At 39.0% G+C, this 24,823-nt stretch carries 23 protein-coding genes; 19 read left to right on the forward strand and 4 right to left on the reverse strand.

The features are described from left to right. The first annotated feature begins 11 nt into the window (after positions 1-11). From argB to ACMX9J_RS13870, 9 genes are all read left to right on the forward strand, one after another. Positions 12-836 (forward strand): acetylglutamate kinase, encoded by an 825-nt coding sequence (gene argB / locus ACMX9J_RS13830; protein ID WP_416225859.1) that lies wholly within the window; start codon positions 12-14, stop codon positions 834-836. Beyond that, complete coding sequence (locus tag ACMX9J_RS13835; RefSeq protein WP_028412386.1) at positions 802-1,956, forward strand: acetylornithine transaminase; 1,155 nt, start codon at positions 802-804, stop codon at positions 1,954-1,956. The genes argB and ACMX9J_RS13835 overlap by 35 nt, the downstream gene beginning before the upstream one ends. 70 nt (positions 1,957-2,026) lie before the next feature. After that, entirely contained in the window at positions 2,027-3,100 is a 1,074-nt protein-coding gene (locus ACMX9J_RS13840) for a carbamoyl phosphate synthase small subunit (RefSeq protein ID WP_028412385.1), read from the forward strand. Then, entirely contained in the window at positions 3,093-6,203 is a 3,111-nt protein-coding gene (locus ACMX9J_RS13845; protein WP_416225860.1) for a carbamoyl phosphate synthase large subunit, read from the forward strand. Before ACMX9J_RS13840 ends, ACMX9J_RS13845 begins: the two co-directional genes overlap by 8 nt. Beyond that, on the forward strand, positions 6,200-7,150 hold the full coding sequence (argF, locus tag ACMX9J_RS13850; RefSeq protein WP_028412383.1) for an ornithine carbamoyltransferase: 951 nt from the start codon (positions 6,200-6,202) through the stop codon (positions 7,148-7,150). Before ACMX9J_RS13845 ends, argF begins: the two co-directional genes overlap by 4 nt. A 102-nt stretch (positions 7,151-7,252) precedes the next feature. Then, the gene (locus tag ACMX9J_RS13855; RefSeq protein ID WP_028412382.1) at positions 7,253-7,897 is read left to right on the forward strand and encodes an SDR family oxidoreductase; all 645 of its coding nucleotides are present in this window, start codon (positions 7,253-7,255) and stop codon (positions 7,895-7,897) included. Positions 7,898-8,030: 133 nt separating this feature from the next. Then, on the forward strand, positions 8,031-8,210 hold the full coding sequence (locus ACMX9J_RS13860; protein ID WP_013055394.1) for a YjzC family protein: 180 nt from the start codon (positions 8,031-8,033) through the stop codon (positions 8,208-8,210). Positions 8,211-8,325: 115 nt separating this feature from the next. After that, positions 8,326-10,929 (forward strand): ATP-dependent chaperone ClpB, encoded by a 2,604-nt coding sequence (clpB, locus tag ACMX9J_RS13865; RefSeq protein ID WP_098625754.1) that lies wholly within the window; start codon positions 8,326-8,328, stop codon positions 10,927-10,929. Positions 10,930-11,118: 189 nt separating this feature from the next. Further along, the gene (locus ACMX9J_RS13870; RefSeq protein ID WP_014461601.1) at positions 11,119-11,370 is read left to right on the forward strand and encodes a hypothetical protein; all 252 of its coding nucleotides are present in this window, start codon (positions 11,119-11,121) and stop codon (positions 11,368-11,370) included. A 28-nt stretch (positions 11,371-11,398) separates the two neighbouring features. On the opposite strand, the gene ACMX9J_RS13875 is transcribed toward ACMX9J_RS13870, so the two are convergent. After that, positions 11,399-12,292 (reverse strand): helix-turn-helix domain-containing protein, encoded by an 894-nt coding sequence (locus ACMX9J_RS13875; RefSeq protein ID WP_013081740.1) that lies wholly within the window; start codon positions 12,290-12,292, stop codon positions 11,399-11,401. A gap of 338 nt (positions 12,293-12,630) precedes the next feature. Here ACMX9J_RS13875 and ACMX9J_RS13880 point away from each other — a divergent pair, with 338 nt between their 5' ends. Both ACMX9J_RS13880 and galT read left to right on the forward strand, forming a co-directional pair. Further along, complete coding sequence (locus ACMX9J_RS13880) at positions 12,631-13,809, forward strand: galactokinase (RefSeq protein WP_033578039.1); 1,179 nt, start codon at positions 12,631-12,633, stop codon at positions 13,807-13,809. Between the two features lie 30 nt (positions 13,810-13,839). After that, on the forward strand, positions 13,840-15,363 hold the full coding sequence (gene galT, locus ACMX9J_RS13885; protein ID WP_028412379.1) for a UDP-glucose--hexose-1-phosphate uridylyltransferase: 1,524 nt from the start codon (positions 13,840-13,842) through the stop codon (positions 15,361-15,363). A gap of 42 nt (positions 15,364-15,405) precedes the next feature. Here galT and ACMX9J_RS13890 read toward each other — a convergent pair whose 3' ends face one another. Continuing rightward, positions 15,406-16,290, reverse strand: coding sequence for an NAD(P)-dependent oxidoreductase (locus ACMX9J_RS13890; RefSeq protein ID WP_033578041.1), 885 nt, complete (start codon positions 16,288-16,290; stop codon positions 15,406-15,408). Between the two features lie 203 nt (positions 16,291-16,493). After that, complete coding sequence (locus ACMX9J_RS13895) at positions 16,494-16,682, reverse strand: YjzD family protein (RefSeq protein ID WP_028412377.1); 189 nt, start codon at positions 16,680-16,682, stop codon at positions 16,494-16,496. Between the two features lie 209 nt (positions 16,683-16,891). On the opposite strand from ACMX9J_RS13895, the gene ACMX9J_RS13900 reads away from it, so the two are divergent. The 3 genes from ACMX9J_RS13900 to ACMX9J_RS13910 all read left to right on the forward strand — a co-directional run bounded on the left by ACMX9J_RS13900 (position 16,892) and on the right by ACMX9J_RS13910 (position 18,969). Then, on the forward strand, positions 16,892-17,632 hold the full coding sequence (locus ACMX9J_RS13900) for a hypothetical protein (protein ID WP_013055401.1): 741 nt from the start codon (positions 16,892-16,894) through the stop codon (positions 17,630-17,632). A gap of 181 nt (positions 17,633-17,813) precedes the next feature. Beyond that, complete coding sequence (locus ACMX9J_RS13905; protein WP_416225861.1) at positions 17,814-18,698, forward strand: NAD-dependent epimerase/dehydratase family protein; 885 nt, start codon at positions 17,814-17,816, stop codon at positions 18,696-18,698. A 76-nt stretch (positions 18,699-18,774) separates the two neighbouring features. Beyond that, entirely contained in the window at positions 18,775-18,969 is a 195-nt protein-coding gene (locus tag ACMX9J_RS13910; RefSeq protein WP_013081746.1) for a ComZ family protein, read from the forward strand. A gap of 28 nt (positions 18,970-18,997) precedes the next feature. Here ACMX9J_RS13910 and ACMX9J_RS13915 read toward each other — a convergent pair whose 3' ends face one another. Beyond that, positions 18,998-19,198: a hypothetical protein gene (locus tag ACMX9J_RS13915; protein WP_028412375.1), complete on the reverse strand. Its 201-nt coding sequence runs from the start codon at positions 19,196-19,198 to the stop codon at positions 18,998-19,000. A 256-nt stretch (positions 19,199-19,454) separates the two neighbouring features. Between ACMX9J_RS13915 and ACMX9J_RS13920 the strand changes: the two genes are divergently transcribed. The 5 genes from ACMX9J_RS13920 (at position 19,455) to ACMX9J_RS13940 (ending at position 24,786) form a co-directional block, all read left to right on the forward strand. After that, positions 19,455-20,393, forward strand: a complete 939-nt coding sequence (locus ACMX9J_RS13920) for a beta-ketoacyl-ACP synthase III (RefSeq protein WP_013081747.1) — start codon at positions 19,455-19,457, stop codon at positions 20,391-20,393. A 39-nt stretch (positions 20,394-20,432) separates the two neighbouring features. After that, the gene (gene fabF, locus ACMX9J_RS13925; RefSeq protein WP_034267679.1) at positions 20,433-21,674 is read left to right on the forward strand and encodes a beta-ketoacyl-ACP synthase II; all 1,242 of its coding nucleotides are present in this window, start codon (positions 20,433-20,435) and stop codon (positions 21,672-21,674) included. A gap of 106 nt (positions 21,675-21,780) precedes the next feature. Beyond that, a complete protein-coding gene (locus tag ACMX9J_RS13930; RefSeq protein ID WP_415761289.1) occupies positions 21,781-22,554 on the forward strand; it encodes a DUF2268 domain-containing protein in 774 nt (257 codons plus the stop codon). A 226-nt stretch (positions 22,555-22,780) separates the two neighbouring features. Then, positions 22,781-23,803 (forward strand): ABC transporter ATP-binding protein, encoded by a 1,023-nt coding sequence (locus tag ACMX9J_RS13935; protein WP_028412372.1) that lies wholly within the window; start codon positions 22,781-22,783, stop codon positions 23,801-23,803. Then, positions 23,803-24,786: an ABC transporter ATP-binding protein gene (locus ACMX9J_RS13940; RefSeq protein WP_416225862.1), complete on the forward strand. Its 984-nt coding sequence runs from the start codon at positions 23,803-23,805 to the stop codon at positions 24,784-24,786. Before ACMX9J_RS13935 ends, ACMX9J_RS13940 begins: the two co-directional genes overlap by 1 nt. Positions 24,787-24,823: the final 37 nt, after the last annotated feature.

A 24,823-nucleotide genomic window follows, 5' to 3' on the forward strand; every position in this document is an offset into this window, starting at 1 on the left:
GAGAGAGTGAAATGAGCAGTGAAAAAATCGTCGTTGTAAAATGCGGAGGCAGCATTATCAATCAGTTAACAAGCGCTTTTTTTGAAAGTATTCAGCAGTTAAAAGCGAGTGGATATCAGATCATTGTTGTGCACGGAGGCGGGCCTGATATTCAAGATACGCTTACCAAGCTTCACATTGAAACGGAATTTGTAGATGGGCTTCGAAAAACGTCCAAAGAAGCATTAGAAGTTGTGACGATGGTATTAGCAGGCAAAGTTAATAAGCATCTTGTAAAAGAACTACAAAAAGCGAACTTAAAAGCAGTAGGACTATCAGGAATTGATGGATTTTTGCTTAAAGCAGAGGCTATCGATGTTGAACGTCTAGGTTACGTTGGAGAAGTAAGAGGCGTAAACGATACATTATTAAAACAACTAACTGACAGTCAGTACATTCCGGTTATTTCTTCCATTGGAGCCGATGAAGAAGGTAATAGCTATAATATTAATGCTGACGTGGCAGCCGGAGCCGTTGCACAAGCAGTAAATGCTGAAAAGCTGATGTTTGTGACGGATGTAAAAGGTGTATTAAAGGATGGAGCATTGCTTCCTGAACTTACAAAGTCAGAGATTGATGCACTTATTGAAGAAAAAGTAATTTACGGCGGAATGATTCCAAAAGTGACATCAGCGGTAAATGCGTTATCTCCTTTACTTGAAGAAGTTCATATTATTAGCGGAACTGATGGATTTTTAGATAAGGAAGGAAAGCTGATTGGTACAGCAATTAAATATAGTGGAAAAGGTGGAGAAGATAGCGATGAGTTCATTGTTTCCAACATATCAACGGTTTGATATCCATGTGGAAGAGGCGCAAGGAACAAAATTAATAGATAACAAAGGAAATGAGTATTTAGATTTTATTTCAGGTATCGCTGTCTGTAACGTAGGCCATCGTCATCCTGATGTTCAAAAAGCGATCGAAGAGCAGTTAAATAAAGTGTGGCACGTGTCAAATTTATTTCATCAATCGATTCAAGAAGATGTAGCAGGTAAGCTTGTGGAACATTCAAACGGTGATGCAGTATTCTTCTGTAACAGCGGTGCAGAAGCCAACGAAGCGGCGATTAAATTAGCGCGCAAGTACACGCAAAAACATAAAATCATTACCTTTACAAAATCATTTCATGGACGTACATTTGCTACCATGACAGCTACAGGGCAGGCAAAAATTCATGATGGCTTCGGTCCTCTTGTTAATGAGTTTGTTTACGTGCCATACAATGATGAAGAAGCATTAAAACAGGAAATGGACGACAGCGTAGCAGCAATTATGGTTGAAGTCATTCAAGGAGAAGGCGGAGTTGTTCCAGGAACCGAAGCATTTTTATTAACTATTCAAGAGCTGTGTAAAAAGCACGAAGCACTGTTTATAGTCGATGAAGTGCAAACTGGAATCGGCAGAACAGGAAAACCATTTGCCTATCAGCATTTTAATGTGTCACCAGATATTATTACAGCAGCTAAAGGGTTAGGAAGCGGAATGCCGGTTGGTGCGATGATTGGAAAAGGCTATCTCAAAGAAGCGTTTGGACCTGGTACTCACGGAACAACCTTTGGAGGAAATCCAATTGCATTAGCTTCAGCCAAAGCAACTTTAAACATTATTTTTAACGAAGCATTTTTAGCAGAGGTTGCAGAAAAAAGCCTTTATTTTACCAACGCTTTGAAAAATAGCGTAGCAGATTATTCATTTGTAAAAGATGTTCGCGGAAAAGGTTTTATGATTGGAATTGAATGCGGAGAACATCAGTCGGCATTGCTTGCAGCAATGCGTGAAAAAGGATTGCTAGCACTGGGAGCAGGACCGCATGTAGTACGATTGCTGCCGCCTTTAACTGTAACAAAAGAAGAGTTAGACCAAGCGATTCATATCATTGAAGAAGCATTTAGCCAAACAAAAATTACTTCATAATACAAATTTTTTTGAATATGTTTGTATAAAAATTCTGTTTTATAAATAATTATTCGAAGAGGGATGCACAATGAACGGATATTTACACTTAGCAAACGGCGATTCGTTCGCCGGACACATTGAACATACAGCAACGCACCAGGCAGAAGGAGAAATTGTTTTCTTTACTGGAATGACTGGTTATCAAGAAGTTGTGACTGATCCATCTTACAAAGATCAAATTATCGTCTTTACGTACCCTTTGATTGGGAACTATGGTATCAATGAGAAAGATTATGAAAGCAAAAAGCCTCACGTAGCAGGCGTTGTCGTATACGAATGTTCAGATGAAGGGTTCCATTACGAAGCGATGTACAGCTTCAAACAATATTTAAAGAAATGGAACATTCCGCTTATTACACATGTGGATACGAGAGCGGTCGTAAAACGAATTCGAAAAGAAGGTACGATGCAATCTGCCTTTTCGGCATCTGCTGAGCCGCCAGCATTTACTGCTGAATGCGATGGATATGTAGTAAAAGAAGTGTCAACAAAAGAGCCTGTTACTTACGGAAACGGTGAAAAACACGTTGTATTAATGGACTTTGGCTATAAAAAATCAATTTTACAAGAGCTGCTAAATCGAGAGTGCAAAGTAACGGTTGTTCCTTATTCTACAAGCTCTTCAAAAGTAAAAGAGCTGCAGCCGGATGGCATTGTCTTATCAAACGGACCTGGAGATCCAACTCAAGTAAGCAGTCAGCTGGATGAATTAAAAGAAATTATTTCAGCGTATCCAACTTTGGGAATTTGCTTTGGACATCAGTTAATTGGGCTTGCTTTTGGGGCAGAAACTAAAAAGCTGGCGTTCGGTCACCGAGGAGCTAATCAGCCTGTAATTGATTTAACGACTAACAAAGTGTGTATGACGTCTCAAAACCATAGCTATGTCGTAGATGAACAGACGATTACGTCTACGCCATTAAGCGTTCGATTTAAAAATGTGAATGACGGATCGGTTGAAGGTTTAATGCATAAAGACCTTCCTGTTATTTCGGTTCAATATCATCCAGAAGCACATCCTGGACCAAGTGACAGCACGTATATCTTTGATGAATTTATGACGAAAGTACAGCAAGTAGGGAGCGGAAAAGTATATGCCTAAAGACCAAACATTAAAAAAGATTTTAGTAATCGGATCAGGACCAATCGTAATTGGGCAAGCAGCAGAATTTGATTATTCAGGAACTCAGGCATGCTTGTCATTAAAAGAAGAAGGTTATGAAGTTATCTTAATCAATAATAATCCAGCTACGATTATGACGGACACTCACGTAGCAGATCGAATCTATTTTGAACCATTAACAGTAGACTGCGTAGAGAAAATTATTGCAAAAGAAAAGCCGGATGGTTTGTTAGCTACATTAGGCGGACAGACGGGTTTAAACTTAGCCCTTGAGCTTCATGAACAAAATATCTTGCCAAAATACGATGTGAAACTTTTAGGAACATCGATTGAATCAATCAAAAAAGGTGAAAGCCGTGAAGAGTTCCGTGCATTAATGAATGAACTAAATGAACCGGTGCCGGAAAGTGAAGTTGTCACAAAAGTAGAAGAAGCATTAGCTTTTGCCGAGAAAATTGGTTTTCCTGTTATTGTACGTCCTGCTTATACGTTAGGCGGAACGGGCGGAGGAATTGCTCATTCTATGGAAGAACTTGAAAAACTTTCAGCGTCAGGTTTACGTGAAAGTGCTATTACTCAATGCTTAATTGAAAAAAGCATCGCTGGATTTAAAGAGGTTGAGTACGAAGTTATGCGTGACGTGAACAATACGTGCATTACAATTTGTAACATGGAAAATATTGATCCCGTGGGTGTTCATACTGGAGATTCGGTAGTCGTTGCTCCTTCTCAAACGTTAACCGACGTGGAATATCAAATGCTTCGTTCGGCTTCAGTTAAAATTATTTCATCGCTTGGCATTATTGGAGGTTGCAACATTCAGTTTGCGCTTGATCCAAAAAGCAAGCAATACTATTTAATTGAAGTAAATCCGCGTGTGAGCCGTTCGTCTGCTCTTGCATCAAAAGCAACGGGCTATCCGATTGCTAAAATTGCTGCAAAACTATCAGTAGGCTACACGCTTCATGAGTTATTAAATCCTGTAACAGGAGACACATATGCAAGCTTCGAACCAGCTCTTGACTATGTAGTAGTGAAATTTCCAAGATGGCCGTTTGACAAGTTTTTCTACGCGGAGAGAACGCTTGGCACGCAAATGAAAGCAACTGGAGAAGTAATGGCTATTGACCGTAACTTTACACGTAGCTTCCAAAAGGCACTGTCTTCTTTAGAAATTGATTTACAAGGATTGGAAGTAGAAGAACTGCAAGAACTTTCAACGGATGAATTAAAAAGCAAGCTTGGCGAACAAAGCGATGAGCGTATTTTTGTTATCCTTGAGCTTTTACGTCGCGGTACAACGCCTGAGTATATCCATGAAGTAACGCAAATTGATTATTTCTATTTAACACACTTTACGCAGCTGATTAAAATGGAAGCCTCTTTGAAGGAAGTACGTTTTGATTCCATTACAGCTGAACACTTCAAGCAAGTGAAGGAGCATGGTTTTACAGATGCGTATCTAGCAAGCGTATGGAACGTGCCAGAGCTTGACGTAAGAGCGAAACGTAAAGCACTACATATTACGCCAAGCTACAAAATGGTAGATACATGTGCAGCGGAGTTCGAATCCTCTACGGCTTATTTCTACTCTAGTTATTATGGCGAGAGTGAGATTGAACCATCAACGAATAAAAAAGTTGCGATTATCGGTTCTGGACCGATTCGTATCGGCCAAGGAGTAGAATTCGACTACAGCTCTGTACACGGTGTGTTAGCTCTTGAAAAAGAAGGATACGAAACAATTTTAATTAACAACAATCCAGAAACGGTAAGTACGGATTTTGAAGTAGCAGACCGCTTATATTTTGAACCTGTAACAGTAGAAGATGTGCTAAACGTTCTTGATGCTGAAAATGTGACGGATGTAATTGTTCAATACGGAGGTCAAACGGCTATTTCGCTTGTTAAAGGGCTAGAAGAAGCTGGCGTCAATTTACTAGGGATTACAAATGATGTTATTGATGCACTTGAAGATCGCGACCTGTTTTATAAGCTCTTAGACGACTGTGATATTCCGCATATCCCAGGTGAAATGGCGAAAGATGAGCAAGAACTTGTACAAAAAGCAAAAGCTATGGGATTCCCATTACTTATTCGTCCTTCTTACGTCATTGGCGGAAAAGGAATGCTGACAATTCAAAATGAAACGGAGCTGCAGGCTTGTTTACCGGCTATTAAAGCGTCTCATTTCCCAATGCTTATTGATGCTTACTTCCCTGGAAAAGAAGCAGAAATTGATGTTGTAGCAGACGGAAAAGATGTGTTGATTCCGACAATCGTTGAACATATTGAAAAAGCCGGCGTTCATTCAGGAGACAGCTATGCGCTTTTACCAGCAAAAACAGTAGAAGCAGCACATAAAGAAAAAATGGTGAGCTACGCTCAAAAAATTGTAAACAAACTTCAATATAAAGGGATTATGAATATCCAATATGTTATTTACAACGATGAAGTCTACATGCTGGAAGTTAATCCGCGTGCCAGCCGTACAGTGCCTGTAGTAAGCAAAGTGTGCAACACGCCGCTTGTTTCGCTATCAACTCAAATATTGCTTGGGAAATCATTGTCGGAAATTAGCGAGAAGCTAGGTTTATTGCCGGATCCGGCTTATACAACTATTAAGTTTCCAGTGTTTTCGACAAGTAAATTATCAGGAGTTGATCCGCTCGTTGGACCAGAAATGAAGTCAACTGGTGAAGGAATTGCGATTTCTTCAACGATTGAAGAAGCAGCAAAAAAAGTATTCCATCAGTATGTGTTAAGTAAAAAAGGTGCTGCAGAAGTGTATATTAACGGAGAAGCACAGGGCCTTGAAGAACTTGCGCAAAGCGCGGGATTAACTCTTGTTAAAGATAAAGAAGTTAGTGAATGGGTAAAAACGAAAGAAGCTTTATTATATGTAAGTTTACAGCCTGAAGATAAAGAAAGCCGTATGTCAGCATTAAAACACGGTTTAATGGTTATGACGGAGGCAGAAACGGCTTCGCTATTTTTCCAATCGTTCCAAGTCAATGAATATCACGTTTCATCACTACAAGAATGGTTTCAAAAAACTAAAAAGGAAGTGACAGTATCATGAGTACAGTATCGGTAAATACGAATTTAAAAGGAAAAGATTTGCTTACGCTTAAAGATTTATCATCAGACGATATTATGTCACTTTTAGAAAGCGCCATTGAGCTGAAAGAAAAGCATAAAAATGGTGAAATCGTCACATCGTTAAAAGGAAAAACGCTGGGGCTCATTTTTGAAAAATCTTCAACAAGAACAAGAGTCTCATTTGAAGCGGGAATGATGCAGCTTGGAGGAAACGCCCTCTTTTTAAGCAGCCAGGATTTACAAATTGGACGCGGAGAAACGATTGCTGATACAGCACGCGTACTATCTGAATTCATCGATGCTATCATGATTCGTACGTTTGAACATAGCAAGATCGAAGAGCTTGCAGATTACGCATCCATTCCCGTTATTAATGGTTTGACAGATGATTATCATCCTTGTCAGGCTCTAGCTGATTTATTAACGATTTACGAGCACAAGAAATCATTTGATGGGCTAAAAGTAGCTTATGTTGGAGACGGAAATAATGTAGCGCATTCCTTAATGATTGCATGTGCAAAAATGGGAATAGATATTTCAATTGGATGCCCTGACGGATATGAGCCAAAAGACTTTGTAACAGCTTATGTTAATGAAGTAGCTGCTAAAACGGGTGCGAAGGTTACGATTACAAAAGATCCTGTAGAGGCTGTAAAAAATGCCGATGCTATTTATGCAGACGTGTGGACAAGTATGGGACAGGAAGAAGAAGCACAGCAGCGCTTGAAAATATTTGCTCCTTATCAAGTAAATGAAGAGCTAGCTGCCCATGCGAAGTCAGACTATTTATTTCTCCACTGCTTGCCTGCGCATCGTGAAGAAGAAGTGACAGCAAGCATTATTGACGGACCAAATTCGGTTGTTTTCCAGCAGGCTGGAAATCGTATGCATGTACAAAAGGCCTTGCTTCAAGCAATTTTAGGCTAAGAAAAAAACCTTTCTGAGAATATCAGAAAGGTTTTTTTGTTTAAAGGGAATTAATTGTGGGAACACCAGTTGTATACTAAACAGAACGAAAGGTGATTTATGATGAAAGTATTAGTTGTTGGAGCAAACGGAACAACGGGAAAACAAGTGGTAGAAAAAGTCGCAAACAGCAAGCAGCATGAAGCTTATGCGATGATTCGCGACGAAAAACAAGCAGACGCTTTAAAAAAGCTGGGCGCTAACGTTGTACTTGGTGACTTGGAGCAAGATGTTTCAGATGCTTTAAGAGGTATGGATGCTGTCATATTTGCAGCAGGTTCTGGAGGACATACGGGAGACGAAAAAACAATCGCTGTGGATCAAAACGGTGCTAAAAATATCATTGATGAAGCAAAAAATCAAGGTGTGAAGCGCTTTGTTATGTTAAGTTCAATGGGAACAGATGCACCTGAACAAGGACCAGAAGGCTTACAACTTTACCTGCGTGCTAAAGCGATAGCGGATGAATACTTAAAGCAGTCTAATCTGCAATATACAATTGTACGACCAGGAACTTTATCGAATGATTCAGCTACTGGAAAAATTGATATCAATAATGATATTGAAGATAAATCTCAGACGATTCCTCGAGCAGATGTAGCAACCGTGCTTGTAGAATGCCTAAACGAAGAAGCTACGATAGGAAAAACGTTTGAAATGTTAGCCGGAGAAACTGAAATTGAACAAGCTATTAAATTTACTCATTGATACAAAAGGGCAGATCTAAAGGTCTGCTCTTTTCTGTTCTGTTCCTAATATGAAAACATCTCCATTATGAAACGGAAATCTTAAGGGAATAGTATAGGAGAACATTTCATTTCAGGAATGAGGAGGCAGGACAATGGGACAAAATCGTCATTTCACACCGGGTCAAAAAGCTCCTAATAACGGAGTGTATATTGAAATTGGTGAAACAGGAAGCAACGTAAATAATCCTCAAAAGGTTAAATTAAAAGCAGGAGAGCGTTTTCCAGAGACGGCAAACGATGACCGCCACTGGACATACATGCGCAAGCCTTAAATAGTAAAAAAATAAAGAAGCCATTCTAAATTGAATGGCTTTACTTGTTTTCCCATTGCTGGGTATAATGAAATAAAGGTCAATAAAGGTCAAATGTATCGAAGGAGGATGTTCAATGGACATAAATAAAATGACCCAAAAATTGCAAGAAGGCGTGATGGAAGCGCAGTCCGAAGCTATTAAACGAAATCAGCAGGAAGTGGATATTGCTCATTTGCTTTATACGCTTATTCATCAGCAAGATGGTATTGCTCCTCGCATATTAGATCATTTACATATAGATCATCAATCTTTTCAGCAGCAGGTAAATCAACTGCTTGCGAAAAAACCTGCTGTTACAGGAAGTGGAGCTGAAGTAGGGAAAGTTTATATTACAAATAAACTCCAGCAGCTGTTTGTCAAAGCTCAAGAAGAAGCATCTCGTCTGCAAGATGATTATGTTTCAGTTGAGCACATCTTTTTAGCCTTAGCACAGGAACCGTCTTCTAGTGAATATGGCAAGTTATTTTCAAGTCACGGTATAACAAAAAAAGCTTTGCAAGATGTGCTTACTAGCCTTCGAGGAAATCAGCGAATTACAAGTCAAAATCCGGAAGTTACATATGAAGCGTTAGCTAAATATGGAAGAGACTTAGTGGCAGAAGTAAGAGCAGGGAACATTGATCCAGTCATTGGACGAGACGGAGAAATTCGCCGCGTTATCCGCATTTTATCGCGAAAAACAAAAAACAATCCAGTTTTGATTGGAGAACCTGGCGTTGGTAAAACAGCGATTGTTGAAGGTCTAGCACAGCGAATTGTTCGTAGAGATGTGCCTGAAGGATTAAAAGATAAAACCATCTTCTCATTAGATATGGGAGCTTTAGTAGCAGGAGCGAAGTTCAGAGGCGAATTTGAAGAGCGTTTAAAAGCTGTTCTTCAAGAAGTGAAGAAAAGCAACGGTCAAATTCTTTTATTTATTGACGAACTTCATACAATCGTTGGAGCAGGTCGTACGGACGGAGCGATGGATGCAGGGAATATTTTAAAACCAATGCTTGCTAGAGGAGAACTTCACTGTATAGGAGCTACAACTCTTGATGAGTATCGTCAGTATATTGAAAAAGATCCAGCTCTTGAAAGACGCTTTCAACAGGTGCTGGTTGAAGAACCTTCAGTAGAAGATACAATCTCTATCTTACGTGGTTTAAAAGAACGATTTGAAATTCATCACGGTGTAAATATTCATGACCGGGCGATTGTTTCAGCAGCGGTTATGTCGGATCGTTATATCTCAGATCGCTTTTTACCTGATAAAGCAATTGATTTAATTGATGAAGCATGCGCAACTATTCGAACAGAAATGGATTCGATGCCATCAGAATTAGATGAAGTAACGCGACGTGTCATGCAGCTTGAAATTGAAGAAGCGGCATTAAGTAAAGAAACAGATCAAGCAAGCATCACAAGGTTAGAGGCAATTCGAAAAGAAGTCTCTGATTTAAAAGAACGTGCAGATACAATGAAGCTGCAGTGGGAAAAAGAAAAGCAGTCGATTCAAACGGTGCAAGATGTCCGGGAGCAGCTTGAAAAAGCGAAGCGAGACCTAGAAGAAGCTGAAGGGAAATATGATTTAAATAAAGCAGCCGAACTTCGCCACGGACGCATTCCAGCTCTTGAAAAAGAACTAAAACAGCTGGAAGAAACAGCTGCTGAAAAAGCACAAGAAAACCGTTTGTTAAGAGAAGAGGTAACGGAAGAAGAAATTGCTGAAATTGTAGGAAGATGGACGGGAATTCCGGTGTCGAAACTAGTTGAAGGAGAAAGAGAAAAGCTGTTGAAGCTTGAGTCAATTTTACAGCAGCGTGTGATTGGACAGGACGAAGCCGTATCCTTAGTTACAGATGCTGTGATTCGCGCAAGGGCAGGCATTAAAGACCCGAACCGCCCAATTGGATCATTTATTTTCCTAGGACCTACCGGAGTAGGAAAAACGGAGCTAGCCAAAACGTTGGCACATTCGTTATTTGACAGTGAAGAACAAATGGTTCGTATTGATATGTCTGAATACATGGAAAAGCATGCGGTCTCTAGGCTTATAGGAGCGCCTCCTGGCTATGTAGGGTATGAAGAAGGCGGACAGCTAACGGAAGCGGTGAGACGCAAGCCTTATTCAGTCGTTTTGTTAGATGAAATTGAAAAAGCTCATCCCGAAGTATTTAACGTGCTCCTTCAAATACTAGATGATGGAAGAGCAACAGATTCAAAAGGAAAAGTCATTGATTTTAAAAATACAGTCATTATTATGACGTCAAATATTGGTTCTCAATTTTTATTAGATGGTTTAACAAGTGAAGGCGAGATTAATGAAAAAGCCAGAGAGCAAGTGATGGCTCAATTAAGACAGCATTTTCGCCCAGAATTTTTAAATCGAGTAGACGACACGATTTTATTCAAACCGCTAACTGTTCATGAAGTAAAGGGAATTATTGATAAGCTATTGCTTCAGCTTGAAAAGCGTTTATCCGATCGTCATATTTCGTTAATGTTAACAGAAGAAGCAAAAAATCATATTGCAGCCTCCGGGTTTGATCCGGTATACGGAGCGCGCCCTTTAAAAAGGTTTATTCAAAAATATATTGAAACAAAAATTGCCAGAGAATTAATTGCAGGGCAAATTGAAGATTATAGTCAAGTGACAGTTGATGTAAAAGATGATGAGTTTGTTGTCAGCGTATAAGTTTTCTCAAAAGGCCATTCATGATAATTTGAATGGTCTTTTTTTGCTATTAAGAGCAGCATCCCTTTTAAAATAAATAAAAAAAAATACGTGAGAGCTAAGCGTAAAAACTTATTCAGTTTTAGGTTGTAGAATATATCTAATTCATTTATGATAATACAAAATGGGCAAAGGAGCATGAATGAGCACATGAAGGACCGTATAGAGCTTATATATGACGAAGCATACGATTTTATAGATCAGGCATTAACTAAAATAAGAGCGCTGGATAAAAATGATCTTCAAGCTGAAAATGAAGAAGTGCAGGAAAAGGCAGAACGGACAGAGTTTGCACTTCAAGCTGCACGAGATATTTTAGAAAATATGATTATCCCGGGTAAAAAATTGACTTTTATTTACGAAAAAGGTTCTGTGGTAGTAGAAATTCCCGATAAAAAATAAAAACGACTTCCTTTTATGGAAGTCGTTTTTATTTTGGTAATGCAAAGTGTTCATCAATGGATGCATCACTTTTTCGATACTGCCCGGGTGTCATATTGGTTGTTTTGCGAAATACTTTTGTTAAATAATTGGCATTTGCATAGCCGACGTTTTCAGCAATTTCTTCGATTGAATACTTGGTTTGATGCAATAGCTCGGCCGCTTTTTGAATGCGAAGCTTCGTTAAATATTGAATCGGCGTAATCCCTGTTGTTTGTTTGAATAACCGGCTAAAATGATAGCGAGATAAATGAGCTGCATCTGCCATTTCATCCGGACCGATTTCTTCATGATAATGATTGCGGGCAAATAAAATAGAGCTAATGATACTTTCAGGCCAATCCTCTGTAAAACTGTCCATGCTTTTAATATATTGATACAGCTCCATTACAAAGCGGTAAGATAAGCTTGAGGCATGAAATGGATCTGCTATATGTTTTTCACTTGCCCTCTTATATATCTGAGCAAGCAGCTGAACAGGTGCTGATTCAGGGTGAAATCGAATTACAGGGGAGTGGGTTGACTGAATATAATCCCAGCATTTTTGTACTTCATCTCCGTATAATGTAAGAAAAATAAACTCCCAGTTTTCACTTTCCTTTGGTAAGTAATAGCGATAATTTCCAGGTATATTGACGATGAATGCTTTTCCAGCATCCACTTTATATTCTTGTCCATCTATTTCAATCATCCCGTACCCAGAAACCGTGTATTGAAAAATATATTTTCCTACATCTTTTCGCTGATTTCCGCTCCAGTTATAAAGGGGCGAGAAAACTTCATCCCATCCAACCGACCAGAGCTGCGCAACTTCGTTTGTGCGGGATTCTAAAAACCTGTATGCGTACGTTGAATATTCTTGAGCTTGGAAATGTGAGAGCAAATTTTCACCTTCTTTTTGAAATAAAGTAGTACTTAATTCTTACTTTAACGTAATCGCTTTCATTTTTCTATAATTTTTTGAAAATATCATGATTATTTTTAGTGAATGTCTCTAAATCTATTATTTTCTTATAATTTGCAAGTCAAGGCTCCCATGAAGATAACACCTTTTTGGCGCAAGAGCAGTTCATCATCAATTTAAAAGAATCATTTTTAAAGTGATAAGCAAAAAAGTACCGATTATCGATAGGAATTTTACCATTGAGGCAAGGAAAATTGGACTTTACAATGTACATATGAATCCGTTTCCAAAAAACTACTTAAAATAGGTGATAATAAATGCTGGAAAAATTAATCGAAGAGTTCAAACAAATATTTCATTCGTCAGAAGCTATTCGCTGCTTTTTTGCACCAGGGCGTGTCAATTTAATTGGAGAACATACTGATTATAATGGAGGGCATGTTTTTCCTTGTTCATTGAGTATAGGAACGTATGCGGTAGTACAAAAACGTCATGATCGAAAAATACGTATGTACTCTAAAAACTTCTCTGAAGCAGGCGTTATTGAATCCTCTTTAGAGCAATTAACGTACAAAACCGAGGATGATTGGGCTAATTATCCAAAAGGAGTAATGGACACCTTTAAAAAGCACGGATATGATCTTCCTTTTGGTTTTGATATCTTGTTTTTCGGCAACATTCCTAACGGAGCAGGGCTTTCATCGTCGGCATCAATTGAGTTAGTCACATGCGTACTTTTAAATAAAATTCTTGAATTGAATATTGATATGATGGACCTTGTAAAAATGGCGCAGCAAGCTGAAAATGAATTTATCGGCGTAAGCTGCGGGATTATGGATCAGTTTGCAATTGGAATGGGAAAAGAAAATCAAGCCGTATTGTTAAACTGCCAGACTCTTGAATACCAGTATAGCCCGCTGCAGTTAACAGATGCTGTGCTCGTTATTTCTAACACAAATAAGCGAAGAGGGCTGGCAGATTCAAAATATAATGAGCGCCGTATGGAGTGTGAAAGAGCACTATCAGATTTGCAAACTTCACTTTCCATTGATTCGCTTGGTGATTTAACGAAAGAACAATTTGAAAAGCACAAATCTTTAATACAAAACGAAGTAGATTGTAAGCGCGCTAAACATGCGGTATATGAAAATGAACGCACAAAAGAAGCGGTTGCTAAATTGCAAAACGGCGATTTAAAAGGATTTGGTCAATTGATGAATGAGTCGCACTGTTCGCTGCGAGATGACTATGAAGTAAGTGGAAAAGAATTAGATGCTCTTGTAGAAGCAGCCTGGTTGCAAGAAGGTGTGATTGGATCACGCATGACGGGTGCAGGCTTTGGCGGCTGTACAATCAGTATCGTAAAAAAAGCACAGGTTGATAGATTTATTGAGGAAGTAAAAGACGCTTATTATAAGCAAACGAGTTTAGAAGCTGAATTTTATGTGGTTACGGTTGGAGAAGGAGCGCGTGAACTCACATTAGAAGCAGTATAAGAGAAAACAGATAGAGAAAGGAACGAGTGTATGTCAGTCAACATTCATGAAGAAATCACCCGACTTATTCAATATGGTTTACAAAAGAATCTAGTAACAAAATGGGATATAGATGTGGTGAGAAATAAACTGCTGGAAGTGTTAGAACTCGACGAATGTATTACGGTAGAAGTTAAAGAAGAACGTTTGGAACATCCAGCTGCTATTTTAGATAACATGCTTGATTGGGCTGCCGAAAACAATCGAATCGCCGATAATTCTATCACATATAGAGATTTATTCGATACCAAAATAATGGGATGCTTTGCAAGCATGCCTTCAGAGGTTAATCGAACCTTTTACGATCACTATCAGCAAAACCCTCAAAAAGCCACAAGCTATTATTATAAGCTGTCAAAAGACATTCACTATATTCGCAGAGATCGAATTGCTAAAAACGAAAGATGGGTAACAAACACTGACTTTGGAGAACTTGAAATTACTATCAACTTATCTAAGCCGGAAAAAGATCCAAAAGCAATTGCAGCAAGCAAATCACTGAAAGAAAGCAACTACCCGCTATGCCTGCTCTGTAAAGAAAATGCTGGCTATGCAGGCCGCATTAACCACCCAGCTCGCCAAAATCACCGGATTATCCCTGTGGAATTGCAGGAAGAGCTGTGGTACATGCAGTTTTCACCTTACGTTTATTATAATGAACATGCCATTGTTTTTGCGAGTGAGCATACACCTATGCATATTTCAAAGCAAACGTTTAAGCGGCTGCTTGCCTTCGTTGAACAATTCCCACATTATTTTTTAGGGTCAAATGCAGATTTACCCATCGTAGGAGGATCTATTTTAACGCATGATCACTTTCAAGGAGGCTATCATGAGTTTCCTATGGCTAAAGCAAGAATAAATAAATCGTTCTCTCTTGAAGCGCATCCAAACGTGAAAGCTGGAATTGTTCATTGGCCAATGTCGGTCGTTCGTCTTCAAAGTTCGCACCTTGCACCATTAGTGGAAGCAGCGGATTTCATTTTGAAGAAATGGAAATCATATAGTGATCAAAGTGCTGGTATTTTAGCTTTTACAGATCAAACTCCTCACAATACGGTCACGCCTATTGCTAGGAAAAGAGGGGATTTGTACGAATTAGATTTAGTACTGCGAAACAATCGAACAAACAGCAAGCATCCAGATGGCATTTATCATCCGCATGCAGAAGTTCATCATATCAAAAAAGAGAACATAGGTTTAATTGAAGTAATGGGGCTTGCGGTTTTACCCGGTCGTTTGAAAGACGAAATGAGTCTAGTGGCCAAAGGGTTAGTTCAGAATAACCTGAGTGAAGTAGCCAGCAGGCATGATCAAGTGAAAAAACACGTGAAGTGGGCTGAACACATCAAGAAAAAATATCCGCATATTGAAGTGGAAAATGTCCAAAGCATTCTTCAACAAGAGCTCGGTTTGATCTTTGCGACTATTTTAGAGCATGCAGGTGTGTTTAAACAAACTGCTGAAGGGCAGCTCGCATTCAGTCGTTTTATGAATTCGTTAAATGAAGCGTAAATCATTAATAAAAACAGGCAGCTCGTAATGAGCTGCCTGTCTTTATACAGTTAGGGCATGCTGTTTTAAAAGGGTATACAGAGCCTGTGTTCCTTTATTATCCTGGCCTTGTTTTTCGAGCTGTTCATAAAGCGATTTTGCTAATTTTAGCCCGGGTGTATACAGCTCCATTTCTTCAGCTGATTCAATGGCAATCTTCATATCTTTAATGAAGTGTTTAATATAAAAGCCTGGTTCGAAGTCTCCTTTAATCATGCGAGGAGCTAAATTGCTTAACGACCAGCTTCCCGCTGCGCCTGTTTCAATACTTTTTAGAACGGTATTCGGATCTAATCCGGCTTTTTCAGCATAAAGTATCGCTTCGCAGACACCCATCATATTAGAGGCAATAGCAATTTGATTGCACATTTTTGTATGTTGACCAGCACCGGCGCTTCCTTGAAGAACGATATTTGTCCCCATTTTTTCAAGAATAGGCGTAACGGCAGAGAATGCTTCAGAATCGCCTCCTACCATAATCGCTAAGGTTGCTTTCTGAGCCCCAATATCTCCTCCTGAAACAGGAGCGTCAAGCGCATGAATGTGCTTCTCTTTTGCTGCTTGATAAATCTCACGAGCAAGTATAGGGCTTGATGTCGTCATATCAATTGTATAGCAGCCTTTCTTTGCATTATGTATAATGCCGTCTTTTCCTAAATAAATCTCTTTTACATCGTGAGGATAGCCTACCATGGTGATAATAACATCAGATTGTTCGGCCACTTCTTGAACGGTTTCTTTCCATTTGGCCCCTTTTTCAAGTAGTGCTTGAGCACGAGTTTTTGTTCGTGTATAAACAAGGACTTCATATCCTGCGTCAATTAAATGCCCGGCCATGCTTTGACCCATAACGCCTGTTCCGATAAAACCAATTTTTTCTTTAGTCACAGCAGTATTCACTCCTAAAGTTAATAGTTTGATTATTCTAAAATTATATAGTTAAAGTTTGGGATAATCAATGATTCCGACTATATATAGATAGAGAAAAGCACTCTCAGTCCTATGTCTTGAATACGAGGTAAGGAAAGAAAGTACTGAGAAGAACCTATACCAAAAAATAAAAAAAGCGCTGGCTTTACAGCCAACACTTTTTAGTGTTGATTATTTGCTGGTTTATTCGGTACACCCAGTTCTCCAATCAAAATTACAACTAGCGTGAAAACTACTCCAAGGATGGAAGCGGTTGCGAAACTGTAAGTACCGCCCGTCATTGCAGAGATTACGTACACTGCCATATTCATTAGTAAAAAGCCCCAAACAAAAGCCATTACGACACGCATTCTATTCACCTCGTTTACAGTACAGTTTGATTTCATTTTAGCATATAGCAGTCAAATAAGAAATTGAATTTTTTATGAATAAATAAGGGGCGTGCTCCCATGTAGAAACAAAAGAGCAATAAGTCAGAAATAGGCATTATTCTAGTGCGCTTTTTTATGGTTCTATCATACACTGTATGGAACAACTAGTAAGTTACGGAGGAAGAGCTATGATACATCGACGCTTTTTTAGCTTAGATACGCAATGGAATGTCGTACATGTCCCTGAACGACCGAATGGTTTCGGTGTGTTAGTATTGGGTGATAAAGATCATTTTGTTGAAAGTTCAACTAGCTTATGGATTCAGCACGGCGGAAGGTCACAGCTGTTGCAATGTTTACAAGATGAAGGATACACAGTATTTTATTCCAATTTATATGGCCGGCATTGGGGGTCTCCTGAAGCATATCACCTTGCAAAACAACTTTATCATTTAGTAATGAAACAAGAAATTTTAAATAAACGAATTCATATTTTAGCTGAAGGAATGGGGGCTCTGTTAGCGCTGCAGCTAATGGAAAATGACGGGAATACGTTCATTCGATCAGCTGGTTTACTAAATCCGTGTATTGATCTTCATACGCATGCAGAACATGAAAAAAACAATAAATTCTTTTATAAACAATTCACGAAGGACTTGACTCAAGCTTATAAAGTGGAGCGGAAGCAAGTATCAAAGCTAATTAAGGAGTACCCTTCCGTTACGGAATTAAAATCAACGCTGCCCGTGAAGATATGGACCGCGCCTAATGCCTCTACTCATTATCCAATTGCACACAGTAAAAAATATGAACTACATCGTGAAGAACTTCACTCTCCGATTATGCTTTCACTTTATTTGCCTGAAAAAAACTATTTATTTGAACGGTCCCTTCTCCAATTTTATAAACAGCATGAAAAAGTGTTATAAGCAAAGCTTCTATGATTATACATATCATAGGGGCTTTTTGTATAAGAGATAAAAGGAAAAAGAGAGTTCATGATGTTTTTACGGATGAACTACTTTGAAATAAGGAATGAGTACTCTCTATAACTATAGGGCTTTAAGCTTTTGTTTAATAAATGATGAATGAAGAATTGGAGGAAGCGATATGGGAAATGTAGTAGTAATAGGGGCAAACCGCTTTATTGGTTTTCATTTATGTATGACTTTTTTAGACGAAGGTACAGAAGTAAAAGGATATACACATTCTGCTCATAAAGAAGAAGATGATTTGCAGGAAGAGATGAAATTTTTCTTAGGGCGAAACGCTAATTATGTATCGACTGAAGTAGGCGATTCATTAGATATGATTACCTCAGAAACGGATATTGTCTACTTCACGTATTTCGATGGAGGAGATTTTTATCATCCTGATTTTTTAAGACAAGAAATGCAAAAAGCGCAGCAAGTACTCATTCAAGCACTTAATAAATGCCGTCAATTCAACATTCGATTTGTGTTTGTTTCTACCATGCGCGTATTTGGAGACCAGCAGCGAAAGATTGAAGAAACAACGATTCCAGAACCGGACAGTAGTGAAGGAAGGCTATACGTTCATTTTGAGCGAATGATAGAAAAATATAAAGATGATGGATGGCCCATTATGATTGTCAGAACGCCCACTCTTTACGGACCTTGGCAGCCTTTGTCAATGTGCTATTCTAAAAATATTGCCGGGTACGAGGAAGCTTTTACCATTATGGAAGGCACGGATTTTATTATTTATATTGAAGACGCCGTCAGTGCACTCAGACGCTGTACAACTGGTGCATATTCATATGAAGTGGTTCATTTAGTTGAAGAAAAATTACAGCCTTGGAGCGCTGGAGCAAACATTACTCATATGGAGGTGAAGGAAGAAGCGGCTCAAGAAAAATATGAAATCAGCAGGAAAGCGAAAGAACTGCTACATTTTTCTTCCAAAGTAACGGCTAAAGAAGGCATTTACCTGCAAAAAAAACATATGAGAACATTCTTTTTACCTCTTCATTAAAGGAGAAAGTTGTACTTATAGAATAGATTCGCTAATATAAGGAGGAATAAATGTTTTTAATAAAGGAGATTTCACTATGGAAGAGCAAAATATGCAATTCATGCAAATTGCAATGAAGTACTTGCCAGAAGCAAAGCAGATTTTAGATGAAACAGGCGTTGAGTTATCAATGGAACACGTACAGCCGGTATTGACATTACTGACAAAAGTAATGAACGACGCCTATGAGCTTGGCAAGCAAGATGCATTAGCTGAAAATGAAAACAACTAAAGAAAACAGCTCGGTAGAATCCGAGCTGTTATTTTTGTTTGTAAAATAAATCGACTAAAGGGGCAAACTGTTTAAGAAGAGGAGCTAGTTCTTCGACGGCGAGTACAATTTCATCGATTTGTTTGAATAATCTTTCCCACTCCTCTCGCTCTCTTTCTTCTCTTGATTTTCTGCGCCCAGCTCCAAACATAAAATCAGAAAAAGCTTCATTTCTTTGTCTTCTTGCCATGATACTCATTCCTTTCACTATTTTAATGGTGGGTAAGTTCTTACCTAATGTCCCATACTAGAGTAAGAGGGACCCGTATGATTACTATATGTAGCATGATAGATACCTGAGTAGGACGAACACCCATATAGACAAAAAATAAAAAATGAAGTAAAATTAGTACCAACTCATAATAATTGATTATATAATCGATAAATGAAATGACGGATATAGGTTTTATAGGAATATAAGCCTTTTATTTAAAGGAGAGGTTGATATGAACGCTGGTGTTCTAGGAATTGGACGTTATGTACCAGAGAAAGTTGTAACAAATTTAGATCTTGAAAAAGTAATGGATACATCAGATGAGTGGATTCGTACGCGCACAGGTATTCAAGAGCGCCGAATTGCAGCCGATAACGAGGACACATCTGATTTAGCTTATAAAGCAGCAGTTGAAGCTTTACATAAAGCTAACGTCGAGGCAGAAGATATTGACATGATCATTGTTGCTACGGTAACGCCAGATCAACCGTTTCCTACAGTATCATGTATGCTGCAAGAAAAATTGGGAGCAAAAAAAGCAGCTTCTTACGATGTGAGTGCAGCATGTGCAGGATTTATGTACGGCATGATTACAGCTAAGCAATTTATTGAAACTAATGCTTACAAGCATATATTAGTGGTCGGTGTAGAAAAGCTTTCTAAGATTACAGATTGGGACGACCGTAACACGGCTGTTTTATTCGGAGACGGAGCAGGTGCAGTTGTAATGGGACCTGTGTCAGAAGGACGAGGTATTTTATCCTTTGAACTAGGATCCGACGGTACGGGAGGCAAGCACTTGTATCAAAACGAGCTTGATCATATTGTCATGAACGGACGTGAAGTATTTAAGTTTGCTGTTCGACAAATGGGGGAATCTGCTGTTAATGTAATTGAAAAAGCAGGTTTAACAAAAGAGGATGTTGATTTTCTTGTACCTCATCAAGCGAATATTCGTATTATGGAAGCTGCAAGACAGCGATTAGACTTGCCTGAAGAAAAAATGTCTAAAACAATCCAATACTACGGCAATACATCAGCAGCATCGATTCCAATTTCAATTGTTCATGAGCTTGAAGCAGGGAAAATTCAAGACGATGATTTAATTGTAATGGTTGGCTTCGGAGGCGGCTTAACATGGGGAGCTATTGCCATTAGATGGGGAAAATAACACTACATTTTTAAAGCAACTGAAGGAGATGAATGTACGATGAATAAAAAACGTGTAGTTGTAACAGGACTTGGTGGGCTTACACCAATTGGAAATGACGTAGAAACAGCTTGGGAAAACGCAGTAGCAGGCGTGTCTGGCGTTGGTCCTTTAACAAGACTAGATGCAGATGAATTTCCGGCTAAAGTAGCGGCTGAAGTAAAAGATTTTAACGTGGAAGATTTTATTGACCGCAAAGAGGCTCGTAAGATGGATCGCTTTACTCAATATGCAATGGTAGCTGCATTGGCGGCTGTTAAAGATGCGAATTTGACTATTACGGAAGAGATTGCTCCAAACGTCGGGGTTTGGATTGGATCTGGAATTGGCGGTATGGAAACGTTTGAAAATCAATATTCAACGTTATTAGAAAAAGGTGCCCGCCGTGTAAGTCCATTCTTTATTCCGATGATGATTCCTGATATGGCAACAGGACAAGTTTCTATTGCTTTAGGGGCGAAAGGCGTGAACTCTTGTACGGTAACGGCGTGTGCAACAGGTACAAACTCTATTGGTGATGCATTTAAAGTCATTCAACGCGGAGATGCAGACGTGATGGTGACGGGCGGTACGGAAGCACCAATCACGCGTTTATCTATTGCTGGTTTCTGTGCGAATAAAGCACTTTCTACAAATCCAGATCCTGCAACAGCATCTCGTCCGTTTGATAAAGACCGCGACGGCTTCGTTATGGGAGAAGGTGCGGGTGTTATTGTGCTTGAAGAGCTTGAACATGCATTAGCACGCGGCGCACGTATTTATGCTGAAATTGTGGGCTATGGTTCAACAGGAGATGCTCATCATATCACAGCGCCAGCTCCAGGAGGAGAAGGCGGCGTTCGTGCAATGCGTCATGCGATTGAAGATGCAGGTCTACAGCCAAGTGATATTGATTACATCAATGCTCACGGTACAAGTACAGGGTACAACGATAAATTTGAAACGATGGCTATTAAAGAAGTATTTGGTGACCACGCTCAAAAAGTAGCAATTAGTTCAACAAAGTCAATGACTGGCCATTTGCTAGGAGCTGCTGGTGGAGTAGAAGCTATTTTTAGTGTGAAAGCAATTCAAGATGGTATTCTTCCTCCAACAATTAACTATCAAACACCCGATGAAGAGTGCGATTTAGACTACATTCCAAACAAAGCGCGTAAGCAAGAAGTAAAAGCGGTGCTAAGCAACTCACTTGGATTTGGCGGTCACAATGCAACAATCATCTTTAAAAAGTACGAAGCATAATGAAAAATTCTAGGCTGACGCCTAGAATTTTTTTTATTTTTAATAACCAAAAAAGTAGCTGTGAACATATCATGAAACAAAAGGATGAAGAAAGAGAGGGGAAAACATGCCGATTGTTTCAACTTCTACTTGGACGGAGCCGAAAGAAATAAGCCGTTATCTTGCGCGCTATTTTAAGAAATTAAAAGAAAAAGAATATATGGAATTACTTTTTAACTATGGAATGTGTCCGCCTTCTTTAATGTTTATAAAAGAATTAGAAGAAATGAAGAAAAGGCAGGTTTGGAAGAAAGTAAAAGCACATTATGAAAAGCTTAAAAAAGCATGGAATGGGCCGGATGTAGCGGTGCTAGTGCTTCCAAGCAATCCTCGAAATCGAAAAATGCAGCGTGAATTTAACGGAAGAGCAGGTGTCGCTTTTACCGATAAATTATTTGTGTTTATGACAAGTCATACATCCGATGAAGAAATGTTAGCGGTGCTTACCCATGAATATCATCACGTTTGCAGGCTAAAAGCCATTAACAAATCTGATGAAACGATTACTTTGTTAGACGCTATGATGATGGAAGGGTTAGCTGAAAGAGCAGTGGAGGAATATTGTGGTAAAAAATATTTAGCCCCTTGGACAAATTATTATACCATTGAAGAAGCTAAAAAAATGTGGGAAAAGCATGTTAAACCTTATTACAATCTGCGCGCTGACGAAAAAAAATATGATCAACTGTTATTCGGCCAAAATTGGTATCCAGAAATGATGGGCTACAATATCGGTTATCATCTTGTTACTTCATGTATGAAGCCTCACACTTTAACTACTACCCAGCTGCTTCCTTTTAGTACCAATACTATCTTAAAAAAATCTGCGTTCCAACTGTAAAAAAATAAGTTCTATATACCCAAAATAAAAAATAGTAAATTTTATCCTGTTTTCAACAAAAAATTAGGAGGTTTATGCGTTAAAGTGCTGAAGAGATATTCAAAAATCATTATTTTAAAAATAAAAAATATAATTAATTTTCAAAATATATTGATTTTGTAATGAAATTGTAATAATATCTTATTCAAATATAACAATTTTTAGAAAAATGAGGTGTGCACTATAAATGGATAAAAAGCCCGTCGAATCAACACCTTTACTAGAAGTGAAAAATTTACAAACTGCTTTTTCCATTAATGATTCCTGGCATAATGCCGTGGACGACGTGTCGTTTCAAGTCGGACGAAAGCGAATTGTAGGAGTTGTAGGAGAATCTGGCTGTGGAAAAAGCGTATTGTCTTTATCCGTTATTGGGCTATTACCTAAAGTAAATAGTCAAATTAGAAGCGGAAGCGTTGTATTTAACGGAAAGAATCTTACGCACTTATCAGAAGATGAGATGAATGATGTTCGGGGAAAAGACATCTCAATGATTTTCCAAGAACCGATGACATCTCTCAATCCTGTTTTAACCATTGGGTATCAGCTGCAGGAAGTATTGTTTAACCATATGAATATATCGAAAGCGGAAGCGCGTGAAAAAAGCATTGCGCTTTTAAAAAGCGTTGGTATTTCGAGATCCGAAAAGCTCATCGATGAATATCCGCATCAGCTGTCGGGAGGAATGAGGCAGCGCGTCATGATTGCCATGGCGGTAGCTTGTCAGCCTAAACTTTTAATTGCGGATGAGCCGACAACCGCCCTGGATGTTACGGTTCAAGCTCAAATTTTAGAATTGTTAAAAGAAATTCAAGAAAGCAATGATATGTCTATTATTATGATTACTCATGATTTAGGAGTCGTTGCTGAGATGTGTGATGAAGTGATTGTCATGTATGGCGGGAAAATTGTTGAGCATACAGATGTTGATACGTTATTTTATGCCCCAAAACATCCGTACACGAAAGCGCTTCTTCACTCAATTCCACGCATGGAAGATGATGTAGAAGTATTAAATACAATCAAAGGAATTGTGCCTTCTCTTGTAAACATGCCGCGGACAGGCTGTCGTTTCGTTAACCGATGTCCTCATGCAATGGAAGACTGCAGTTCTGTTACGCCTGTTCTTCGCGAGGATTCACAGGGGCATGACGTCGCGTGTCTGCTGTATGAAAACAGCTATCCGTCAAAAGGAGTGAAGACAAGCTAATGACTAAAGCGGTGAAAGATGTATTGCTAGAAGTTCGGCATTTAAAAACCTACTATCCTATTCACGGGGGATTTTTTCGAAAGAAAATTGGTGATGTAAAAGCAGTTGACGGTATTTCTTTTGCGATTCGAAAAGGAGAAACGCTCGGTCTGGTAGGAGAATCTGGCTGTGGAAAATCCACGGCAGGAAGGACGATTCTAAGACTGTTGGAACCAACTAGCGGAAAAATTATTTTCGATGGTAAAGATATCACAGAAGCAAGAGGAACTTCTCTCCGTAAAATTAGACAAGATTTCCAAATGGTTTTTCAAGATCCCTATGCTTCCCTCAATCCAATGCAAATGGTTGGAGATGTTATTTCTGAACCAATTCGGAATTTTACAGGAAAATCAACCAATCAATTAAAATCAGAAGTTATGAATCTACTTACAAAAGTAGGGTTACCGGAAGATGCATACTATAAATATCCTCACGAATTTTCCGGTGGGCAGCGTCAGCGTATTGGAATTGCACGTGCACTTGCACTTCGTCCAAAACTTATTATTGCTGATGAACCGGTGTCGGCACTTGACGTTTCTGTCCAATCACAAGTTTTAAACCTTCTTAAAGAACTTCAACAAGAATTCGACCTAACCTTTTTATTTATTGCCCATGATTTGAGTGTTGTTAAACATATGAGTGACCGTATCGGTGTTATGTACCTAGGCGATTTAGTGGAAATTGCTGATAAGAAAAGTCTATACGCAGAGCCGTTGCACCCTTATACGCAAGCGCTTGTATCGGCTATACCTGAACCAGATCCACGAAAGAAAAAACAGCGTATTATTTTACAGGGAGATGTGCCAAGTCCAATTGATCCGCCAAAAGGCTGTGCGTTTCATCCTCGCTGTATACATGCCATGGCAGAGTGCAGCCAAACGAAACCTGCCTTAAAGGAGGTGAGACCTGGCCATCAAGTAGCTTGCCATTTATATAACTCGTAAAAGCTACATACGAACAGATTATTAGTTAAATAGGGGG

This window comes from Priestia sp. RMT2NF4 (assembly GCF_047872835.1).
Lineage (GTDB): Bacteria > Bacillota > Bacilli > Bacillales > Bacillaceae_H > Priestia > Priestia zanthoxyli.